This window comes from Neoroseomonas oryzicola (genome assembly GCF_012163135.1).
GTDB classification, from domain to species: Bacteria; Pseudomonadota; Alphaproteobacteria; order Acetobacterales; family Acetobacteraceae; genus Neoroseomonas; species Neoroseomonas oryzicola.
In genome coordinates, this window is sequence record NZ_JAAVUP010000002.1 from 516,658 (window position 1) to 534,743 (window position 18,086).

At 71.9% G+C, this 18,086-nt stretch carries 17 protein-coding genes; 12 read left to right on the top strand and 5 right to left on the bottom strand.

All coding sequences use genetic code 11. The annotated features are described in order from the left end of the window. The first annotated feature begins 9 nt into the window (after positions 1–9). From GWK15_RS09015 to GWK15_RS09025, 3 genes are all read left to right on the top strand, one after another. Positions 10–354, top strand: a complete 345-nt coding sequence (locus tag GWK15_RS09015; protein ID WP_168040954.1) for a hypothetical protein — start codon at positions 10–12, stop codon at positions 352–354. A gap of 73 nt (positions 355–427) precedes the next feature. Then, positions 428–1,207 (top strand): SDR family NAD(P)-dependent oxidoreductase, encoded by a 780-nt coding sequence (locus tag GWK15_RS09020; protein ID WP_168040955.1) that lies wholly within the window; start codon positions 428–430, stop codon positions 1,205–1,207. Between the two features lie 305 nt (positions 1,208–1,512). Continuing rightward, positions 1,513–3,276, top strand: a complete 1,764-nt coding sequence (locus GWK15_RS09025) for an ABC transporter transmembrane domain-containing protein (RefSeq protein ID WP_168040956.1) — start codon at positions 1,513–1,515, stop codon at positions 3,274–3,276. 3 nt (positions 3,277–3,279) lie between these two features. Here GWK15_RS09025 and GWK15_RS09030 read toward each other — a convergent pair whose 3' ends face one another. From GWK15_RS09030 to pdxA, 4 genes are all read right to left on the bottom strand, one after another. Continuing rightward, entirely contained in the window at positions 3,280–3,741 is a 462-nt protein-coding gene (locus tag GWK15_RS09030; RefSeq protein WP_168040957.1) for a GNAT family N-acetyltransferase, read from the bottom strand. Positions 3,742–3,959: 218 nt separating this feature from the next. Continuing rightward, positions 3,960–4,763, bottom strand: coding sequence for an alpha/beta fold hydrolase (locus GWK15_RS09035; RefSeq protein WP_168040958.1), 804 nt, complete (start codon positions 4,761–4,763; stop codon positions 3,960–3,962). Positions 4,764–4,772: 9 nt separating this feature from the next. Further along, entirely contained in the window at positions 4,773–5,507 is a 735-nt protein-coding gene (locus GWK15_RS09040; protein ID WP_168040959.1) for a pyridoxine 5'-phosphate synthase, read from the bottom strand. Next, positions 5,504–6,475 (bottom strand): 4-hydroxythreonine-4-phosphate dehydrogenase PdxA, encoded by a 972-nt coding sequence (gene pdxA / locus GWK15_RS09045; protein ID WP_168040960.1) that lies wholly within the window; start codon positions 6,473–6,475, stop codon positions 5,504–5,506. The genes GWK15_RS09040 and pdxA overlap by 4 nt, the downstream gene beginning before the upstream one ends. An 89-nt stretch (positions 6,476–6,564) precedes the next feature. On the opposite strand from pdxA, the gene GWK15_RS09050 reads away from it, so the two are divergent. Both GWK15_RS09050 and GWK15_RS09055 read left to right on the top strand, forming a co-directional pair. Next, on the top strand, positions 6,565–7,302 hold the full coding sequence (locus GWK15_RS09050) for an urease accessory protein UreH domain-containing protein (RefSeq protein WP_168040961.1): 738 nt from the start codon (positions 6,565–6,567) through the stop codon (positions 7,300–7,302). 72 nt (positions 7,303–7,374) lie between these two features. Then, positions 7,375–9,360 carry a spermidine synthase gene (locus GWK15_RS09055; RefSeq protein WP_168040962.1) on the top strand — a complete coding sequence of 662 codons (1,986 nt, stop codon included), beginning with the start codon at positions 7,375–7,377 and terminating at the stop codon, positions 9,358–9,360. 100 nt (positions 9,361–9,460) lie between these two features. On the opposite strand, the gene GWK15_RS09060 is transcribed toward GWK15_RS09055, so the two are convergent. After that, positions 9,461–10,237: a DUF2189 domain-containing protein gene (locus tag GWK15_RS09060; RefSeq protein WP_168040963.1), complete on the bottom strand. Its 777-nt coding sequence runs from the start codon at positions 10,235–10,237 to the stop codon at positions 9,461–9,463. A 122-nt stretch (positions 10,238–10,359) separates the two neighbouring features. On the opposite strand from GWK15_RS09060, the gene ccoN reads away from it, so the two are divergent. From ccoN to GWK15_RS09095, 7 genes are read left to right on the top strand one after another with little or no spacing between them, the layout of a single operon-like run. Beyond that, positions 10,360–11,904, top strand: a complete 1,545-nt coding sequence (gene ccoN, locus GWK15_RS09065; protein ID WP_168040964.1) for a cytochrome-c oxidase, cbb3-type subunit I — start codon at positions 10,360–10,362, stop codon at positions 11,902–11,904. A 13-nt stretch (positions 11,905–11,917) separates the two neighbouring features. Next, a complete protein-coding gene (gene ccoO, locus GWK15_RS09070; RefSeq protein ID WP_168040965.1) occupies positions 11,918–12,652 on the top strand; it encodes a cytochrome-c oxidase, cbb3-type subunit II in 735 nt (244 codons plus the stop codon). A 10-nt stretch (positions 12,653–12,662) separates the two neighbouring features. After that, positions 12,663–12,848: a cbb3-type cytochrome oxidase subunit 3 gene (locus tag GWK15_RS09075; protein WP_168040966.1), complete on the top strand. Its 186-nt coding sequence runs from the start codon at positions 12,663–12,665 to the stop codon at positions 12,846–12,848. A gap of 13 nt (positions 12,849–12,861) precedes the next feature. Beyond that, positions 12,862–13,725 (top strand): cytochrome-c oxidase, cbb3-type subunit III, encoded by an 864-nt coding sequence (gene ccoP / locus GWK15_RS09080; RefSeq protein ID WP_168040967.1) that lies wholly within the window; start codon positions 12,862–12,864, stop codon positions 13,723–13,725. Between the two features lie 25 nt (positions 13,726–13,750). Next, positions 13,751–15,265 carry a cytochrome c oxidase accessory protein CcoG gene (ccoG, locus tag GWK15_RS09085; RefSeq protein ID WP_168040968.1) on the top strand — a complete coding sequence of 505 codons (1,515 nt, stop codon included), beginning with the start codon at positions 13,751–13,753 and terminating at the stop codon, positions 15,263–15,265. An 8-nt stretch (positions 15,266–15,273) separates the two neighbouring features. After that, positions 15,274–15,747 carry a FixH family protein gene (locus tag GWK15_RS09090; protein ID WP_168040969.1) on the top strand — a complete coding sequence of 158 codons (474 nt, stop codon included), beginning with the start codon at positions 15,274–15,276 and terminating at the stop codon, positions 15,745–15,747. Then, positions 15,744–18,086 carry a heavy metal translocating P-type ATPase gene (locus tag GWK15_RS09095; protein WP_338147218.1) on the top strand — a complete coding sequence of 781 codons (2,343 nt, stop codon included), beginning with the start codon at positions 15,744–15,746 and terminating at the stop codon, positions 18,084–18,086. Before GWK15_RS09090 ends, GWK15_RS09095 begins: the two co-directional genes overlap by 4 nt.

Below are 18,086 nucleotides of genomic sequence, written 5' to 3' on the forward strand. Positions count from 1 at the left end.
GGGACACCGATGACCATGTCGAACCGCACCCAGACCGCCGCCCTGACCCGGACCCTGTCCGACCTCGCGGACGGCTCCCTGAACGACCGCCTCCGCCTCGAGGAAGCGGCCCGCATCGTCGTGGCCGCGCGCCGCGCCGCCGCGCTGGCCGCCGGCGGCGCCATCGCGCTGCCCGCCGCGGCGAATCCCGCCGTCCAGGCCGTGACCGAGATCGCCCGCCACTGGGACGAGACCACGGTGACCGCGGTCGAATACGCCGAATCCCTGCCCGTCGCGGCGCTCGAGCGACTGCTGCGCTCGGCCCCCGCCTGGGCCGCGGCCTTCGCGGCCGCGCCGCAGCGCCTCGCGGCCTGACGGCAAGGGCGCCGGGTGTCCACCCGGCGCTTCCGGGCTATACCCGCCACTCGGTTCGAACGAGGCGAGTGACATGGCGGGCAGCACGGCAACGCGCAGCAGGACGAGCAACGGGCCACGCCGCGTCCTTCTGCTGACCGGCGCCTCGCGCGGCATCGGCCACGCGACGGTCAAGCGCTTCTCGGCCGCGGGATGGCGGGTCATCACCGTCTCCCGCCAGCCCTTCCCGGAGCAATGCCCCTGGGAGATGGGCCCCGAGGACCACATCCAGCTCGACCTGACCGACCCCGCCGCGACCGAGGAGGCGGTGGCCGAGATCACCAAGCGCCTCGAGCCCGACGAGGGCCGCCTCGACGCCCTGGTGAACAACGCCGCCATCTCGCCCAAGGGGCCGGGCGGGGCGCGCCTCGGCTCGCTCGAGATGGATCTCGAAGGCTGGCTCAAGGTTTTCCGCGTCAACTTCTTCGCCCCCGTGCTGCTCGCGCGCGGCCTGGTCGGGCCGCTGCAGAAGGCCAAGGGCTCGGTGGTGAACGTCACCTCGATCGCCGGCAGCCGGGTGCATCCCTTCGCGGGCGTCGCCTATTCCACGTCGAAGTCCGCGCTGGCCGGGCTGACGCGGGAGATGGCGTCCGACTTCGCCCCGCTCGGCATCCGCGTGAACGCGATCTCCCCCGGCGAGATCGACACCTCGATCCTGTCGCCCGGCACCGAGAAGATCGTGCAGGAGCAGATCCCGATGCGCCGCCTCGGCCGGCCGGAGGAGGTCGCGCAGGCGATCTACTTCCTCTGCACCGAGGCGTCCTCCTACGTGAACGGCGCCGAGCTCCACATCAACGGCGGGCAGCATGTTTGATGCCTCAGGCGCCGGCGCCGGCATTCGCCGGCTTGGCTGACGCGCCCTGCGCTGCTGCGCTGGCGGCGACTGGCGGTCTGGGCGCGGTCGCGCTGTGCGCTCCCGGATTGAGGCCGTGCCTCGATCCGAAGTTTTTGTTGACCCTCAGACGCCGGCGCGCGCATCCGCGCGCTTGGCTTGCGCGCCCTGGACTGTCGCGCACGCGGCCTCGGTTGGTCTGGGCGCAGTCGCGCTTCGCGCTCCCGGATCGAGGCAGCGCCTCGATCCGCAGGTGGCGGCCGTGACGCCTCGCGAGGGCCTACCTGATGTCTGACGTCTCGGGTGGCGTGCGCCGTGGCGGCGTGCCGGCGCTCGGGCTGCTGCTGCCCTTCCTGCGGCCCTATCTGGGGCGCGTGCTCGGGGCCGCGGCGGCCCTCCTGCTGGCCGCGGGGCTGACCCTCGCGGTGGGGCAGGGGCTGCGGCACATCATCGACGATGGATTCGGCGGCGGCGCCGGTGCGCTCAACCGTGCGGCCATGGTGATGGGCAGCATCGTCGCCGCGCTCGGGATCGCCACCGCCTGCCGCTACTACCTGGTCACTTGGCTCGGAGAACGGGTCGCGGCCGATCTGCGGCGCGCCGTCTTCGACCACCTGACCCGCCTCGATGCCCGCTTCTTCGAGGTCGCGCGCACCGGCGACCTGATGTCGCGCCTGACCGCCGACGTAGCGCTGCTGCAATCGCTGATCGGATCGGCGATCTCCATGGGGCTGCGCAACGCGCTGACCGGCATCGGCGCCTTCGCCATGCTGGTGCTGACCAGCGCCAAGCTCGCCGGACTCATGGCCGTGGTGGTGCCGCTGGTGCTGCTGCCCATGGTCGCCTTCGGGCGCCGCGAGCGGCGCCTGTCGCGCGCGGCGCAGGAACGTGTCGCCGACCTCGCCGCCACGGCCGAGGAAGCGATCAACGCCATGCGCATCGTCCAGGCCTTCACGCATGAGGATGCGGAACGCGCCCGCTATGGCGCGGAATCCGAACGTTCCGTGCAGGCCGCGCTGCGTCGCGTGCTGACGCGCTCGGCGCTGATCCTTTCGGTCATCCTGCTCGGCTTCGGGGCCATCACCTTCGCGCTGTGGGTGGGCGGGCAGGACGTCATCGCGGGGCGGATGAGCGGCGGCGACCTCACCGCCTTCGTCTTCTACGCCGTGCTGCTGGCCAGCGCCGGCGCGACGGTCTCCGAGCTCTGGGGCGAGATCCAGCGCGCCGCCGCCGCCGCCGACCGGCTGGCCGAGATCCTCGCCGTGCAGCCCGCCATCGCCGCGCCCGCGAACCCCGTGCCGCTGCCCGCGCCACGGGGCCGCGTCACCTTCCGCGACGTCACCTTCCGATATCCCTCGCGCCCGGAGGCCAAGGCGCTCGACCGCTTCGGCCTCGACGTCGCGCCGGGCGAGACCGTTGCGCTGGTCGGCCCCTCGGGCGCCGGCAAGACCACGGTGCTGGCGCTGCTCCTGCGCTTCTACGACCCGACCGAGGGCGCGATCCTGATCGACGGCGTCGAGATCGCCCGCGCCGCGCCCGAGGACCTCCGCCGCCGCATCGGCCTGGTGCCGCAGGACCCCGTGATCTTCAGCGCCACCGTCGCCGAGAACATCCGCTACGGCCGCCCCGGGGCGACCGACGCCGAGGTCCGCGCCGCCGCCGAGGCCGCCTCCGCCCTCGGCTTCATCGAGGCGCTGCCGGAAGGCTTCGCGACGCATCTCGGCGCCCGCGGCGTGACGCTCTCGGGCGGGCAGCGCCAGCGCGTCGCCATCGCGCGCGCCATCCTGCGCGACGCGCCCGTGCTGCTGCTGGACGAGGCGACGAGCGCCCTCGACGCCGAAAGCGAGCACGCCGTGCAGCAGGCGCTCGCGCGTGCCTCGCGCGGGCGGACGACGCTGGTCGTCGCGCATCGCCTGGCCACGGTGCGCCGCGCCGACCGCATCGTCGTCATGGAGGCCGGGCGCATCGTCGCGACCGGCACGCATGAGGCGCTGCTGGCCGAGGGCGGTCTCTACGCCCGCCTTGCCGCCCTGCAGTTCACCGACGCCTGACCGCTACAGCGCCTTGCGCATGTAGACCGTCGTGCCACCCATGAAGGGCTCGCGCGAGGTGACGACGTAGCCGCTGCGTTCGTACAGCGCGATGTTCGCGGCGAAATCGCCATTGGTCAGCAGCCGCAACTCGGTCCGACGCGCGGCGCGCGCGAGCTCCTCGGCATGGGCGAGCAGCCGCCGCCCGAGCCCCTGGCCCTGCAGCTCTGGCCGCACCGCGACGTTCTCGATCCAGAGATGGTCGGGCTCGAGCATTGTCTCGATCAGCGCAAGGATGCGCGGACCCCGCTGCAGCAAGTCGAAGCGGTGTTCGCGCAGCGCCTGGTCGTAGTCCACGCGCATCGGCATCGGCTCGCGACCGATCAGCGGTACCCATCGCGCATAGGCGGCGCGCACGATCTCGCGGATCTCCCCGGCATCGGCCGGGGTGGCGAGGCGAAGGGCCGTGGGCGTGACGGGGGCCATGGGGCATTCCTGCTGCTGGACATGAAAAACCCCGCCGACCGTGAGGTGGGCGGGGTGCCGGGAACCGGGAGGGCGGGCGGGAGCCTAGGCTCCGCGTCGGCCTCGCGGTGTCGGTCCGGGCGCACGCCCCCGCAGCACCGTCGGACGACGGCGTCGCAGCGTCAGGATCATGGGGCGCGCGGACATGGGCGGATGCTTCCTGGTGAGGCCCCCGCCCGTCAATGCCTTTCGAGGAAGGCAAGCACCGCGGCGTTGAAATCCGCCGGGTTGTCCGCCTGCACGCTGTGTGCCGCGCGGGCGATGGTCACGCGCGTCGCATTCGGCATCGTGGGTTCCAGCGCATCGAGGATGCGCCCGAACTGCGGCTGCGACTGCGCGCCGCCGATCAGCAGCGTCGGTGTCGCGATCCCCTGCGCCTCGGCGCGGGCGTAGGGCTTGCGCTGCTCGTTGATCTGCCCGAGCAGCGTGCGCGCATTGGCGCGGTTGACCGCCTTGCGGGCCTCGGAGCGCTTCTCCCAGGCGCCGGGGCCGCCGGTGTGCTCGGCGACGACGGTCAGGCCTTCCTCGACCTTGCCCTCGCCGATCAGCGCGGCGGCCTTGGCGAAGGCCGCGCCCTGCTTGCCCGCCGGCGGCGCGCCGCTGAGGCTCTCGTCCAGCTCCCCGCCCGGTTCGACGAGCACGAGCGCCGACAGAAGTTCCGGATGATGCTGCGCGACGCGGAAGGCGATGTGCCCGCCGCGCGAATGGCCGATCAGCCGCACCTTCCCCGCACCGAGCCCCTTGATGAAGCCCGCGATGTCCGCGGTGTGGCGCGCAATGGTGAAGTCGCCGCCATCCTCCCACTGGCCAGGCCAGCAATGGCGCAGGCTGACGGCCATGGCGTGGAACCGCTCGCCGAAGGGCGTCATCTGCGCCGTCCAGGACCGCTGGTCGCCCAGCGTGCCATGGATCATCACCACGGGCTTGCCGGTCCCGGATTCGGCATAGGCGATGGGGTAGCCGTCGACGGTCAGCGTGGGCATGGCGGTTCCTCAGGCGTTGCGCGCGGCGTCCATGATGGACCGGAAGCGCTTCACCGTCGCCTCCAGCCCCTCGAAGACACTCTGCGAGATCAGGAAGTGGCCGATGGAGACCTCGGTGACCTCCGGCCAGGCGGCGATCGGGCCGACCGTGTCGTAGGAAAGCCCGTGCCCGGCGTGGCAGAGCAGCCCCGCAGCCTTCGCCACTTCCGCGCCGCGCTTCAGGCGTGCGAGTTGCGCCGCGCGGTTCTCGACCGCCCCTTCGGCATAAGTGCCGGTGTGCAGCTCGATGGCCTGGGCGCCGAGGCGGGCTGCGGCCTCGATCTGCGCCGGGTCGGCCTCGATGAAGATGGACACGCGCACGCCCGCGGTCTTCAGCCGGTCGATGGCCTCCGTCAGGAACGGCGCAGCGCGCAGCACGTCGAGGCCGCCTTCCGTCGTCAGTTCCTGACGCTTCTCCGGCACCAGGCAGCAATAGGGCGGGCGGATGCGCTCGGCGAAGGCGACCATTTCCTCGGTCGCGGCCATCTCGAAGTTCAGCGGCGCGTCGATCTCGGCGCGCACGCGTTCCACGTCGCGGTCGCGGATGTGGCGGCGGTCCTCGCGCAGGTGCATCGTCACGCCGTCCGCGCCGGCCGCGACGACGATGCGCGCGGCCTCGACCGGGCAGGGGAAGGTCCCGCCGCGCGCGTTGCGCAGCGTGGCGACGTGGTCGACGTTCACCGAGAAATCGAGATGCGGCTTCATGCAGTCCCCCGTGCGCGGGCAAGGTCCGCCGCAAGGCGGATCGCGGCGATGAGCGAAGACGGATCGGCACGCCCCGTGCCCGCGATGTCGAGCGCCGTGCCGTGATCCGGGCTGGTCCGCACGATGGACAGCCCGAGCGTCACGTTCACCCCGCCCGCCATGTCGAGCGTCTTGATCGGGATGAGCGCCTGGTCGTGGTAGAGGCATATCGCCGCGTCGTAGGTCGGACGCGCGAGTGCCGTGAACATCGTGTCCGGAGGCAGCGGGCCGCGCGCGTCGATGCCCTCGGCGCGCAGCAGGGCGACGGCGGGGGCGACGATGTCGATGTCCTCGCGCCCCATGGTGCCGGCCTCGCCCGCATGCGGGTTCAGTCCCGCGACGGCGAGGCGAGGATGCGCGATGCCGAATTCCTCCCGCAGCGCGCGGGCGGTGATGCGGGCGGTCTCGGCGATCAGCTCCGGCGTCAGGCGCGCGATGGCGCGTGCCAGCGCCTCGTGCACCGTGACCGGCACGACGCGCAGGTCGGACGAGGCCAGCATCATGATCGGCGGCACGCCGGCCCCAGCGATCTCGCCGAGGTATTCCGTGTGTCCGGGATGCCTGAACCCCGCCGCGGTCAGCGTCGCCTTCTGGATCGGGTTGGTCACCACGCCCGCCGCGCGGCCCGCCTTGCACAGATCCACCGCTTCCGTGATCGCGGCGATGACGGCCGGCGCGTTCGCGGTGTCCGGCTTTCCGGCGACGGGCGCGTGCGGCAGGGGGCGGTGCAGGATCGGCAGCGCGTCCGGGAAGACGGCGGCGGCCTCCTCGGGCGCGGCGATGGGGCGGACGGGCACGGCGAAGGGCCGTGTCGCGTCGTCGATCAGGAAGAAAACTGGCCCGGTGGCGCGGAGCGCGGACCAGGCGCCGGCGGCGATCTCGGCGCCGATGCCGGCGGGTTCTCCCATGGTGAGGGCGAGGGGACGCATGACCCTTCGCGTGTAGTCCCTGCCGCCCCGGCTGACGAGGCCTTGCGGCGGCGCAAGCCCCCGCGTGGCGCGCATGCTAGACAGCGGTCATGGATTTCCTCGCGAACTGCCTGCACGACCTGACGGCGCTCGGCCCCGGCGGCGTGCCGGCGGTGATGGCGGCGCTGTTCCTCGCGGGCCTCGCGGGCGGGGCGACGCATTGCGCGGGCATGTGCGGGCCCTTCGTCATCGCGCAGGCGGCAGCCGTCGCGGACCGGGCGGCGGGCGGAGGCATGCTGGCGCGGCTCTCGGGCGCGGCACTGGCGCCCTATCACCTGGGACGGATGCTCGGCTACGGGGCGCTCGGCGCGGCGGCGGGGGGCTTCGCGGGCATCGTCGCGTTCGGGACCGGCTTCCGGTTCCTGCTGGCCGCGCTGCTGGCGGTCGCGGCGCTGCTGATGTTCGCCCAGGCCTCGGCCCGGGTCGCGGCGTTGTTGCCACGGATGCCGGCACCGCGCCTGCCCGCGGGGCTCGAGCGGCGGCTCGGTGCCTTGCTGGCCGCGCCGACCGGGCTGCGCGGCGTGGCGCTTGGCTTGATGCTCTCGGCGCTGCCCTGCGGGCTGCTCTACGGCGCGCTGGCGGGGGCGGCGGCGACGGGCTCGGCGCTGGGCGGGGCGCTGGCGATGGCGGCCTTCGTCGCGGGGACGGTGCCCGCACTCGTCGGCGTCGCGCTGCTCGGGCGCTTCTTCGGGCGGCGCGCGGGCCCCGGCATGCGCGCGGCGGGCGCGGCGCTGTTCGCGATCAACGGCGTGATGCTCGCGGCGATGGCGGTGCGCGTCGCGGCCTGACGCCGTTCCCTTCCGCCCGATGCGCCGCTACTGGAACGAGAAGCGCTGCCGAATCGGACGAAGGAGGGGTGCGTGAGCGAAACAGCGGACCCTTCGCCCTCGCGCCTGGCGGCGGCGGCCTTCGCGACGACCGTGGCGGTCTCGGCGGCGCTTCTCTTTGCCGTGCAGCCGATGCTCGGCAAGGCGCTGCTGCCGGCCTATGGCGGCGGGGCGGCGATCTGGACGGCGGTGATGCTGTTCTTCCAGATCGGTCTGCTTGCCGGCAGCGCGCTGTTCCATGCGGTCTCGACCCTGCTCGGGGCGCGCGCGGCGGCGATGGTGCATCTCGGGCTCGCGATCCTGGGCCTGGTCCTGGTGCCGGTCGTCCCCGCGCCGCGCGATACCGGCCTCGGCCCCACCTTCGACGTCCTGGTGACGCTCGGCCTTGCCTATGGCCCCGTCGTGCTCGTGCTGGGCGCGAACGCCGCGGCGCTTCAGGCCTGGTACGCGCGCGCGGTCGGCCAGGCGCCATGGTGGCTCTACGCCGTCAGCAATGCCGGCAGCTTCCTCGGCCTGCTCGCCTATCCGCTGCTGATCGAATCCGCCTTCACCCTGCACCAGCAGGGCGCTCTCTGGGTGCAGGCCTTCGGCATCTGCGCGGCCGGGCTCGCCGCCTGCGCCTGGATGGCGCTGCGCCGCCCGGCGCTGCGCGGCGACGGGCAGGCGCGCCCCGGCGCGTTCCGCCTCGATTGGCTGATCCTGGCGGCCCTGCCGTCCAGCCTGCTGCTCGGCGTCACCGAACATGTCACGGTGATGGTCGCGCCGGTGCCGATGCTCTGGGTCGTGCCGCTCGCCGTCTACCTCGCCAGCTGGATCCTCGCCTTCGCGCACCCCGAGGCCGCGGCGCGGTGGGGCCGGGTGGCGGTGATGGCGCTTTGCCCGCTGCTGCTGATGGAATTCCACCACCCCATCATCAGCGCGCCGCACCCTGCGATCGGGGTGGCGCTGCACGTGGCTGGCCTGCTCGGCGCCGGGCTGATGGCGCATGGGATGCTCGCCTTGCGCCGGCCGCCGGCGGCGGCGCTGACCGGCTTCTACCTGAACGTCTCGCTCGGAGGGGCGCTGGGCGGGCTCGCCAATGCCGTCGTCGCCCCGCTGCTGCTCGACCGCGCCATCGAATACCCGTTCGCCTTCGCGGCGCTGCTGCTGCTTGTCCCGCTCGGGCGCCCGGGCAGCGCGCGCCTGGTCTGGGCGCTGATGGCTGCGCTCGTCGCCTTCTCCCCCATCCTGCTGCCGCAGCGCGGACGCACGGCGGTCGCCCATGCGCGGGACTTCTACGGGACGGTCACCGTCACCGACACTGCGGAGCAGCGCCAGATGTCGCACGGACGCACGCTGCACGGCTTCGAATGGCGCGACCCCGCGCGGCGGCTCGAACCGTCCAGCTACTATCACCGCGAGGCCGGCGCGGGGCGGCTCATCGCGGCCATGCTTGACCTGCGGCCGTCCTCCGCACCGCCGATGTCCGCTGTCCTGGTCGGCCTCGGGCCCGGGACCATGGCCTGTTACGCGTCGGACCGGTTCCGGCCCTCCTTCATCGAGATCTCGCCCGCCGTGGTGGACAGCGCCCGGCGCTGGTTCGGGTTTCTCTCCGGCTGCGGCGATCCGCCGATCGAGATCGGCGACGGCCGGCTGAAGCTGCTCGCGCGGGCGTCGGGATCGGTCGACCTGATCGTCCTCGACGCCTATTCCGGCGTGTCGATCCCGGTGCACATGGCGACCGCCGAGGCGATCGCGCAGTTCCTCGACCGGCTCACGCCCGGCGGGGCGATCGCCGTGCATGTCAGCAGTTCGCATTTCGACCTGGCGCCGCTCTTCGCCGCGGCGGCGCGCGAGGCAGGGACGAGGACGCTTATCCTCGAGCGGATCGTCGAGAACGTGCCCTCGGCCTGGATCGCCATCACGCGGGACGGGCCGCTCACGGCGCGGCTGGCGGCGGAGGGCTGGCGACCCGTGACGCCCGCCGCCCAGCCCTGGCGCGACGATCGCTGGGACCTGCTCTCCGCGATCCGGCGCTAGAGCCGTTTCCGTTCGCCATGGCTCACGGCAACGCCTCCAGGCTTGTGTTTTCGCGAGCATCTTTGCCCGATCAGGTGATTCCACCTGATCGGGATCTGCTCTAGGCCCGGACCAGATCCCGGTAGGCATGCCAGGTGGCGTGCCCGACCAGCGGGATGACCAGCGCGAGGCCGAGGAAGAACGGCACCATCGCAATCGCCGTGAAGACCACGATCAGCCCGGCCCAGAAGGCCATCGCACCGGGATTGGTCGTCACCGTCCTGATGGAAACGACGATCGCCTCCATCGCCGTGATGTCGCGGTCGACCAGCATCGGGATCGACACCGCCGAGATCGCGAAGGCCGCCGCCGCCAGGACCGCCCCCGCCCCGGTTCCCACGATCAGGAAGGGCAGCAGCATGTCCGAGCGCAGCATCGCCATCGGCAGCGATTCGAGCGAGGGCGCGAAGTTCAGCCCGAACATCAGCATGAAGATCAGTGCCGCGACCCGGATCCAGAACAGGTGCAGCACCACCAGCACCACCCCCATGAAGGCGAGTTGCCCGCCATTGCGCGTGAAGCCTGCCAGGCAGGCCCCGAAGGTGACCGGCTTGCCTTCCTCCCGCAGGCGGGAGGCTTCGTAGAGCCCCGCGGCCAGCAGCGGCGCCACCATGAAGAAGCCCGCCGAGACCGGCAGGATTGCCCAGGCGGTCTGCGCCCAGAGCAGCAGCAGCGCGAGCAGCCAGCCCGCCACCGTCAGCGCGCCCCCATAGAAGAAGCCGATCTGGGGATTGGCCATCAGGTCCCGCCAGCCGGCGGTCAGCCAGGCCCAGGGACGGTCCGGCGGCACTTCCCGGATGATGATCTGGCGGGGCGCGGTTTCCGCGTCGCTCGGCATGGCAGGCGTTCCCAACTGCGTGCGGCCGGGCCGCGTGTCGAGATGTCACACTAGCCTGCTGCGCTGCGGAAGAATTGATCCGGATCAAGGACGGAGCACCGGGCCGGGTCTTGTCTCCGGTCATGGCGAGCACCGCGAGTCCGCGGCTGTCGTCCCTGTGGGAGAAATCGGTCGTGGCAGCAGCAACTGCAACCGCCGCCCTGGCCCCCGGCCAGGCATCGAGCGCGGGGGAGGTGACGTATGTCGAAGCCCCCCTCCGCGCCTTCGCCGCCATCACAGCCTTCTGGGGCGTGGTCGGCTTCCTGGTCGGGGTGGTCATCGCCCTGCAGCTGGCCTACCCGCTGCTGAACCTCGACCTCGAATGGACGACCTTCGGGCGGCTGCGCCCGCTGCACACCAGCGCGGTCATCTTCGCCTTCGGCGGCAACGCGCTGCTCGGCACCAGCCTGTTCATCGTGCAGCGGACCTGCCGCGCGCGGCTGTTCGGCGGCGACGACGCCGGCTGGTTCCTTTTCTGGGGCTACCAGTTCGTCATCGTCATGGCGGCGCTGGGCTACGTGCTCGGCATCACCCAGGGCAAGGAATACGCCGAGCCCGAATGGTACGTGGACCTCTGGCTGACCTTCGTCTGGGTCGTCTACCTGGTGGTCTTCGGCGGCACGATCCTGCGGCGCGCGGAACCCCACATCTACGTGGCGAACTGGTTCTACCTCGCCTTCATCATCACCATCGCCATGCTGCACATCGGGAACAACGTCTCGATCCCGGTCAGCTTCGGGTCCTCGCATTCCTACTCGGCGCCCGCGGGCGTGCAGGGGGCGATGATCCAGTGGTGGTACGGCCACAACGCGGTGGGCTTCTTCCTGACCGCGGGCTTCCTCGGGATGATGTACTACTTCATCCCGAAGCAGGCGAACCGGCCGGTCTATTCCTACCGCCTGTCGATCGTGCACTTCTGGACGCTGATCTTCCTCTACATCTGGGCCGGTCCGCACCACCTGCACTACACCGCGCTGCCCGACTGGGCGCAGGTGCTCGGCATGGTGTTCTCGGTCGTGCTGTGGATGCCCTCCTGGGGCGGCATGATCAACGGCCTGATGACGCTGTCGGGCGCGTGGGACAAGCTGCGCACCAACCCCGCGCTGCGCTTCTCGGTGACCGCGGTCGGCTTCTACGGCATGTCCACCTTCGAAGGCCCGGTGATGTCGATCCGGGCGGTGAACGGCCTGTCGCATTACACCGACTGGACCATCGGCCACGTGCATTCGGGCGCGATGGGCTGGGTCGGCTTCATCACCTTCGGCGCGCTCTACTACCTGTTCCCCGTGCTGTGGCGGAAGAAGGGCGTCTGGAGCGAGAAGCTGATCGCCTGGCACTTCTGGCTCGCGACCCTCGGCATCGTCTTCTACATCACCGCGATGTGGGTGTCGGGCATCATGCAGGGCCTGATGTGGCGCGCCTACGACGAGCTCGGCTTCCTCCAGTACTCCTTCGTCGAGACGGTCGAGGCGATGCACCCCTACTACGTGATCCGTGCGCTCGGCGGCGTCCTCTACCTCTCCGGCGCGCTGATCATGGCCTTCAACCTCTGGAAGACGGTGACGAGCAGCGAGGCCGCAGAGCCCGAGGCCGCACCCGCTTCCGCCATCGCCGTCGCGGCGGAATAAGGAGGAGACACCGATGTTCCGCTGGCTTCGCGATCACGGCGTCATCGAACGCAACCTGATCCTGATGGGCGTGCTCACGCTCATCACGGTCTCCATCGGCGGCCTGGTGCAGATCGTCCCGCTCTTTGCGGTCGAGACCACCATCGAGCGCGTCTCGGGCGTGCGTCCCTACACCCCGCTCGAGCAGGCGGGCCGCGACATCTACGTGCGGGAGGGCTGCTACCTCTGCCACTCGCAGATGATCCGCCCCTTCCGCGACGAGCTGGAGCGCTACGGCCACTACAGCCTCGCCGCCGAGAGCATGTACGACCACCCCTTCCAGTGGGGCTCGAAGCGCACGGGGCCGGACCTCGCGCGCGTCGGCGGCCGCTACTCGGATGACTGGCACGCGGCGCATCTGCGCTCCCCGCGGGCGCTGGTTCCGGCCTCGGTGATGCCGCCCTACGCCTTCCTCGACCGTCCGCTCGACTACACGGACATCCAGGACCGGCTGCGGGCGCTGCGGACCGTGGGCGTGCCCTACACGGACGAGATGATCGCCAATGCGCGCGCCGACCTTGAGGCGCAGGCGCGCCCCGACGCGGACGGCTCGGCCTTCCAGGGCCGCTACGCCCGCGCGCGGCAGGGCGCCTTCGACGGCGATCCGGCCCGCATCACCGAGATGGATGCGCTGGTGGCCTACCTGCAGATGCTCGGCACGCTCGTGGACTTCCGCGACGTGACGCCCGCGCAGCTGCGCCAGCCCTGAGGAGGTGGAGATGCAGACGCTGATCGAGCACCTGCCGACCCTGCGCTCGCTCTGGGTGGTGTGGTTCTTCGTCCTCTTCATCGGGATGCTGTGGTTCGTCATGCGCCCGTCGAAGAAGGCCTACTACCAGGCCCAGGCCGACATTCCCCTGCGCGACGTGGCCGAGGACGGCCCCGCCGCCCGCGGCTCACGCTGAGGAGCATCCCAGGATGCCGACCAAGATCGAGAAGGACACCGTCTCCGGTCAGGATACCACCGGTCACGAGTGGGACGGGCTGAAGGAACTCAACACGCCGCTGCCCAAGTGGTGGCTGTACACCTTCTACGCGACGATCGTCTGGGCCCTCGTCTGGGTGGTGGTCTACCCCTCGGTGCCGTTCTGGCGCGGCACCTCGGGCTGGATCGCCCGCGAAGCCATCGTCGGCGAGGTCGAGGCGGCGAACGCCCGCAACGCGCCCATGATGGCGCGGCTGCGGGAGGCGACGCCAGCGCAGATCGCGGCCGACCCTGAGATGCGCGCCTTCGCCCTCGCCGGCGGGCGCGTCGCCTTCGCCAACAACTGCGCCGGCTGCCACGGCGCTGGCGGGCAGGGCGCGCAGGGCGGCTATCCGACCCTGGCGGACGACGACTGGATCTGGGGCGGTTCGCTCGAGGCCATCCAGCAGACCATCCGCCACGGCATCCGCAACACCGAGGACGACGAGGCCCGGACCAGCATCATGCCGCGCTTCGGCGCCGACGGGATGCTGACGGCCGCGCAGATCGGCGACGTCGCGGAACATGTGCTGTCGCTGTCCGGTCGGGCGACCGACCAGGCGGCGGCGGGCCGCGGCCAGGCGATCTTCGCCGAGCAATGCGTCGCCTGCCACGGCGACCGCGGCGAGGGGAACCGCGATGTCGGCGCCCCGCGCCTGAGCGACCAAGTCTGGCTCTACGGCAACACCAAGGCCCAGATCATGGCGATAATCAACAACCCGCGCATGGGCGTCATGCCGGCCTGGCAGGGTCGCCTCGACCCCGCCGTGATCAACATGCTGACCGTCTACGTGCATTCCCTGGGTGGGGGCGAGTAGCCCCCATACGCTTGGCAGGACCACCATGAGTACCGTCGAGGCTCCGCATCGCGCCAAGGCCGACCGTCCGCCGGAAGCACCGGCGGCGGCGGCGGCGCAGCCGCTCTACGCCAGCCGTCAGAAGGTCTATCCGAAGCGCGTCTTCGGCGTCGTCCGGTCGGTGAAGTGGGCGGTCCTGGCCCTGTGTCTTGCCCTCTACTACGTGGTGCCCTGGATCCGCTGGAACCGCGGGCCGGGGCTGCCCGACCAAGCCGTGCTGGTCGACATCGAGAATGCGCGGCTCTTCTTCTTCTGGATCGAGATCTGGCCGCAGGAGATCTACTTCCTCACCGGCGCGCTGATCCTCGGCGCCTTCGCGCTGTTTGCCGTCTCCTCCCTGTTCGGGCGGCTGTGGTGCGGCTTCACCTGCCCGCAGACGGTCTGGACGGACCTCTTCATGTTCGTCGAGCGCTGGATCCAGGGTGACCGCAATGCGCGGATGAAGCTCGACCAGGGCCCGCGCAACGCGAACTACTGGACCCGCAAGGGCCTGACCCACTTCGTCTGGCTGCTGATCGCCGCGGCCACCGGCGGCGCCTGGGTGATGTACTTCGTCGACGCGCCGACGGTGACGATGCAGATCCTCACCGGGCACGCCAGCGTGCAGGTCTACTTCTTCTTCGCGCTGTTCGCCGGCTTCACCTACCTGCTGGCGGGCTGGGCGCGGGAACAGGTCTGTACCTACATGTGCCCCTGGCCGCGCTTCCAGGCCGCGATGCTCGACGAGAACTCGCTCGTCGTCACCTATCGCGACTGGCGCGGCGAACCCCGCGGCAAGGCGAAGGCCGAGGGCGTCGGCGACTGCGTCGACTGCTTCGCCTGCGTCCATGTCTGCCCGACGGGGATCGATATCCGCGACGGCCAGCAGCTCGAATGCATCGGCTGCGGGCTTTGCGTCGATGCCTGCGACAGCGTCATGGGCAAGCTTGGCCGGCCGAAGGGCCTCATCGCCTTCGAGACGCTGAAGAACCTCGCGGCCAGCGAGGCCGCGACCGTCGGCATGCCGCCCGGCGAGGCGCGCTACAAGGCGGGCATGGCCGCGCGCCACCTGCCGCGCTTCATCCGCCCGCGCACCATGATGTATGCGGGCGCGATCGCGGTGGTCTCGCTCGTCATGCTCGGCGCCTTCCTGCTGCGCTCGACGCTCGACGTGACCGTGCTGCGGGACCGCGCGCCGCTGTTCGTGCGCCTGTCCGATGGCGGCATCCGCAACGGCTACACCATCAAGATCGTGAACAAGCGGCGCGAGGACAGCCCGCTGGTGCTCGACCTCCAGGCGCCGCAGGGCTTCCGCATGGTGGTGCAGGACGCAGACACGGATCCGGACGGCCGGCCCATGGTCGCCCGCCGCGCCGACGGCATCGTGCAGTATCGCGTCCTGGTCTCGGTGCCGCCCGGTCAGCGGCTGCCGGAATCGACGCCCGTCACCTTCCGCCTGCTCGAACCCAGCGGCCGCGTCGCGGCCCGCCAGTCGAGCACCTTCGTGGGGCCAAGGCAGTGAGCGCAACGATGAACGATCAGGGCTTCGATCCCCGGCGCTCGCGCTGGGTTCCCTGGGCCTTCGCCGGCAGCATGCTGGTCGTCGTGATGGTCAACATGGTGCTGGTCTACTACGCCGTGTCGACCTTCACGGGCGTGACCGTGACGCGGTCCTACGAGCGCGGCCGTGGCTACGAGGAGGTGATCGCCGAGGCCACGCGCCAGGATGCGCTCGGCTGGCGCGCGGACGTCACGCTCGCCGGCGGGCGGCTCGCCGTCGCCGCGACCGATCGCGAGGGCCGTCCGATCGCGGGCCGCGTCGAGGGCGTGCTGCTCCGCCCGCTCGAGGGCACCGAGATCCCGCTCGCCTTCGCTGGCGCGGGCGGCGGACGCTGGGCGGCGGAGGTGCAGCCGCCGCAGCCCGGCCAGTGGGAAGCGCGGCTGACTCTCTTCGGGCCCGGCGAGACCAGCTTCGACATCCGCCGCCGGGTGATCGCGCCGTGAGCCTGATCGGCCGCGCCGAGCCGGTCGCGCCGGGGGCGGTCTCGGCCGCTGCCTGCGCGCATTGCGGCGCGCGGCTGGCCCCCGGGCAGGACCGCTTCTGCTGCACGGGCTGCGAGGGCGCGCATGCGCTCGTCGCCGGCCTTGGCCTGGCCTCCTTCTACGGCCGCCAGGCCACCGAGGCCGGCACGCTGCGCCCCGAGGCGATGGCAGCCGGCCTCGATCTCGCCCCTTTCGCCGAGACCATGAAGGACGGGACGCAGCGGCTCGAGCTCGTCGTCTCCGGCCTGACCTGCGGCGCCTGCGTCTGGCTGGTGGAACAGGCGCTCGCCGCCGAACCGGATGTGCTCTCGGCCCGCGCCTCGCTCTCCGCGCGGCGGCTGACCGTGACCTGGCGGGGGGAGGCGGCGCGCGCCAACGACCTCGTCGCCCTGCTCGCGCGGCTCGGCTTCCGCGTCGCGCCCTGGTCGCCCGCCTGCCTGCGTGCGACCGAGGATGCCGAGGGGCGCCAACTGACGCGCGCGCTCGGCATCGCGGCCTTCGGGTCGATGAACATCATGCTCATCTCCGTCGCCGTCTGGGTCGGCACGGATATGGGCCCGGCGCTGCGGCACGGGCTGCACTGGCTCGCGGCGCTGATCGGCATGCCGGTCGTGCTGATCGCGGGCCTGCCCTTCTACAAGTCGGCCTGGGCGGCGATCCGCGCCGGGCGGCCGAGCATGGACCTCGCCATCTCGCTCGGCGTGCTCGCCACCGCGCTGATGAGCCTGTCCGAGACCATCCACAACGGCCCCTACACCTGGTTCGACGGCGCGACGATGCTGCTCGCGCTACTGCTGGCCGGGCGCGTCTTCGACCGCGCGGCGCGGCGGCGGGCCCGCCAGTCCGTGGCGGAACTGCTCGCGCTGCAGGAAGGCATCGTCACCCGCCTGCTGGCCGATGGCCGCAGCGAGGCGATTCCCGCCGAGCGCGCCGCCGCGGGCGACCGCATCCTGGTCGCGGTTGGCGAGCGCCTGCGCCTGGACGGCGTCGCGGCGGACCCGGCGCTGCTCGATGCCGCCACCACGACCGGCGAGAGCGTGCCCCGGTCCTTCGAACCCGGCGCGGCGCTGCCCGCCGGTGCGGTGAACATGGGCGCGGCCTTCGCCATGACGGTGACGGCGGCGGCGAAGGACGGCTCGCTCGCCGCCATGGCGCGGCTGCTGGAACGCGCGGAGCAGGCCAAGGGCCGCTTCGTCGCCATCGCCGACCGCGCGTCGCGCTACTACGTCCCCGTGGTCCATGCCGTCGCGGCCGTGACCTTCGCCGTGTGGTGGGGCGTGCTCGACGCGCCCTGGCAGGTCGCGCTGGTGAACGCCGTCTGCGTGCTGCTCATCACCTGTCCCTGCGCGCTGGCGCTAGCCGTGCCGGCGGTGCAGGTGGTCTCGGTCGGCGCGCTGTTCCGCCGCGGGGTGCTGGTCACCTCGGCGACGGCGCTGGAGCGCCTCGCGACCGCGGATCTCGCCGTGCTCGACAAGACGGGCACGCTGACCGAAGGCCGGCCGGTGCTGATCCCGGAAGGGCAGGATCCGGAGGTGGTCGCGCGGGCGGCGGCGATGGCGCGCGCCTCGCGCCATCCGCTCGCGCAGGCGCTGGCGCGGGCCTGCCCCGAGGCGCCCGCCGCCGAGGGCGTGCGCGAGGTCCCCGGCCAGGGGCTGGAACGCGGCGATGCGCGGCTGGGGTCCCCGGCCTTCTGCGGCCTCGGCCCCTCGGCCGACGGCATGACGCTGGTGTTCCGCGACGGCGCGGCGGAGCCCGTCGTCTTCCGTTTCGCCGACCGCATGCGGGAAGACGCGCCGGCCGCCGTCGCCGCGTTGCGCGAGCTCGGCCTCGACGCCGAGCTGCTCTCCGGTGACGGGGAGGGCGCGGTCTCCGCCGTCGCCTGGCAGGCGGGCATCCGGGACTGGCGCGCGGGTGCCGATCCGGTGGCCAAGCAGGCCCGCATCGCTGCGCTCAAGGATGCCGGCCGCCGTCCGCTGATGGTCGGCGACGGAATCAACGACGCGGCCGCGCTCGCCGCCGCGCATGTCTCGGCAAGCCCGGCCGGGGCGACCGACCTCGCCCAGACCGCCTCGGATCTGGTGCTGCAGCGGGAAGGCCTCGGTGCCCTGCGGGCGGCGATCCGCATCGCGCGGCGCGCCCAGGCGATCGCGCGGGAGAACATCGGGCTCTCGCTGGTCTATAACGTCTTCGCGGTGCCGCTGGCGGTGGCCGGCCTCGTCACCCCGCTGGTCGCGGCGGCGGTGATGGCCTCCTCCTCCATCGTGGTCGTGCTGAACGCGCTGCGCGCGGCGAAGGAGTAG

Bases quoted from the DNA above. Each gene is read 5' to 3' on its own strand.
- GWK15_RS09040 (WP_168040959.1), bottom strand. From the start codon at position 5,507: ATGAAGCCGCATCTCGATTTCTCGGTGAACGTCGACCACGTCGCCACG.
- GWK15_RS09030 (WP_168040957.1), bottom strand. From the start codon at position 3,741: ATGGCCCCCGTCACGCCCACGGCCCTTCGCCTCGCCACCCCGGCCGAT.
- ccoN (WP_168040964.1), top strand. From the start codon at position 10,360: ATGGCGAGCACCGCGAGTCCGCGGCTGTCGTCCCTGTGGGAGAAATCG.
- GWK15_RS09035 (WP_168040958.1), bottom strand. From the start codon at position 4,763: ATGCCCACGCTGACCGTCGACGGCTACCCCATCGCCTATGCCGAATCC.
- GWK15_RS09075 (WP_168040966.1), top strand. From the start codon at position 12,663: ATGCAGACGCTGATCGAGCACCTGCCGACCCTGCGCTCGCTCTGGGTG.
- GWK15_RS09015 (WP_168040954.1), top strand. From the start codon at position 10: ATGACCATGTCGAACCGCACCCAGACCGCCGCCCTGACCCGGACCCTG.
- ccoG (WP_168040968.1), top strand. From the start codon at position 13,751: ATGAGTACCGTCGAGGCTCCGCATCGCGCCAAGGCCGACCGTCCGCCG.
- GWK15_RS09025 (WP_168040956.1), top strand. From the start codon at position 1,513: ATGTCTGACGTCTCGGGTGGCGTGCGCCGTGGCGGCGTGCCGGCGCTC.
- GWK15_RS09090 (WP_168040969.1), top strand. From the start codon at position 15,274: ATGAACGATCAGGGCTTCGATCCCCGGCGCTCGCGCTGGGTTCCCTGG.
- pdxA (WP_168040960.1), bottom strand. From the start codon at position 6,475: ATGCGTCCCCTCGCCCTCACCATGGGAGAACCCGCCGGCATCGGCGCC.
- ccoO (WP_168040965.1), top strand. From the start codon at position 11,918: ATGTTCCGCTGGCTTCGCGATCACGGCGTCATCGAACGCAACCTGATC.
- GWK15_RS09050 (WP_168040961.1), top strand. From the start codon at position 6,565: ATGGATTTCCTCGCGAACTGCCTGCACGACCTGACGGCGCTCGGCCCC.
- GWK15_RS09060 (WP_168040963.1), bottom strand. From the start codon at position 10,237: ATGCCGAGCGACGCGGAAACCGCGCCCCGCCAGATCATCATCCGGGAA.
- ccoP (WP_168040967.1), top strand. From the start codon at position 12,862: ATGCCGACCAAGATCGAGAAGGACACCGTCTCCGGTCAGGATACCACC.
- GWK15_RS09020 (WP_168040955.1), top strand. From the start codon at position 428: ATGGCGGGCAGCACGGCAACGCGCAGCAGGACGAGCAACGGGCCACGC.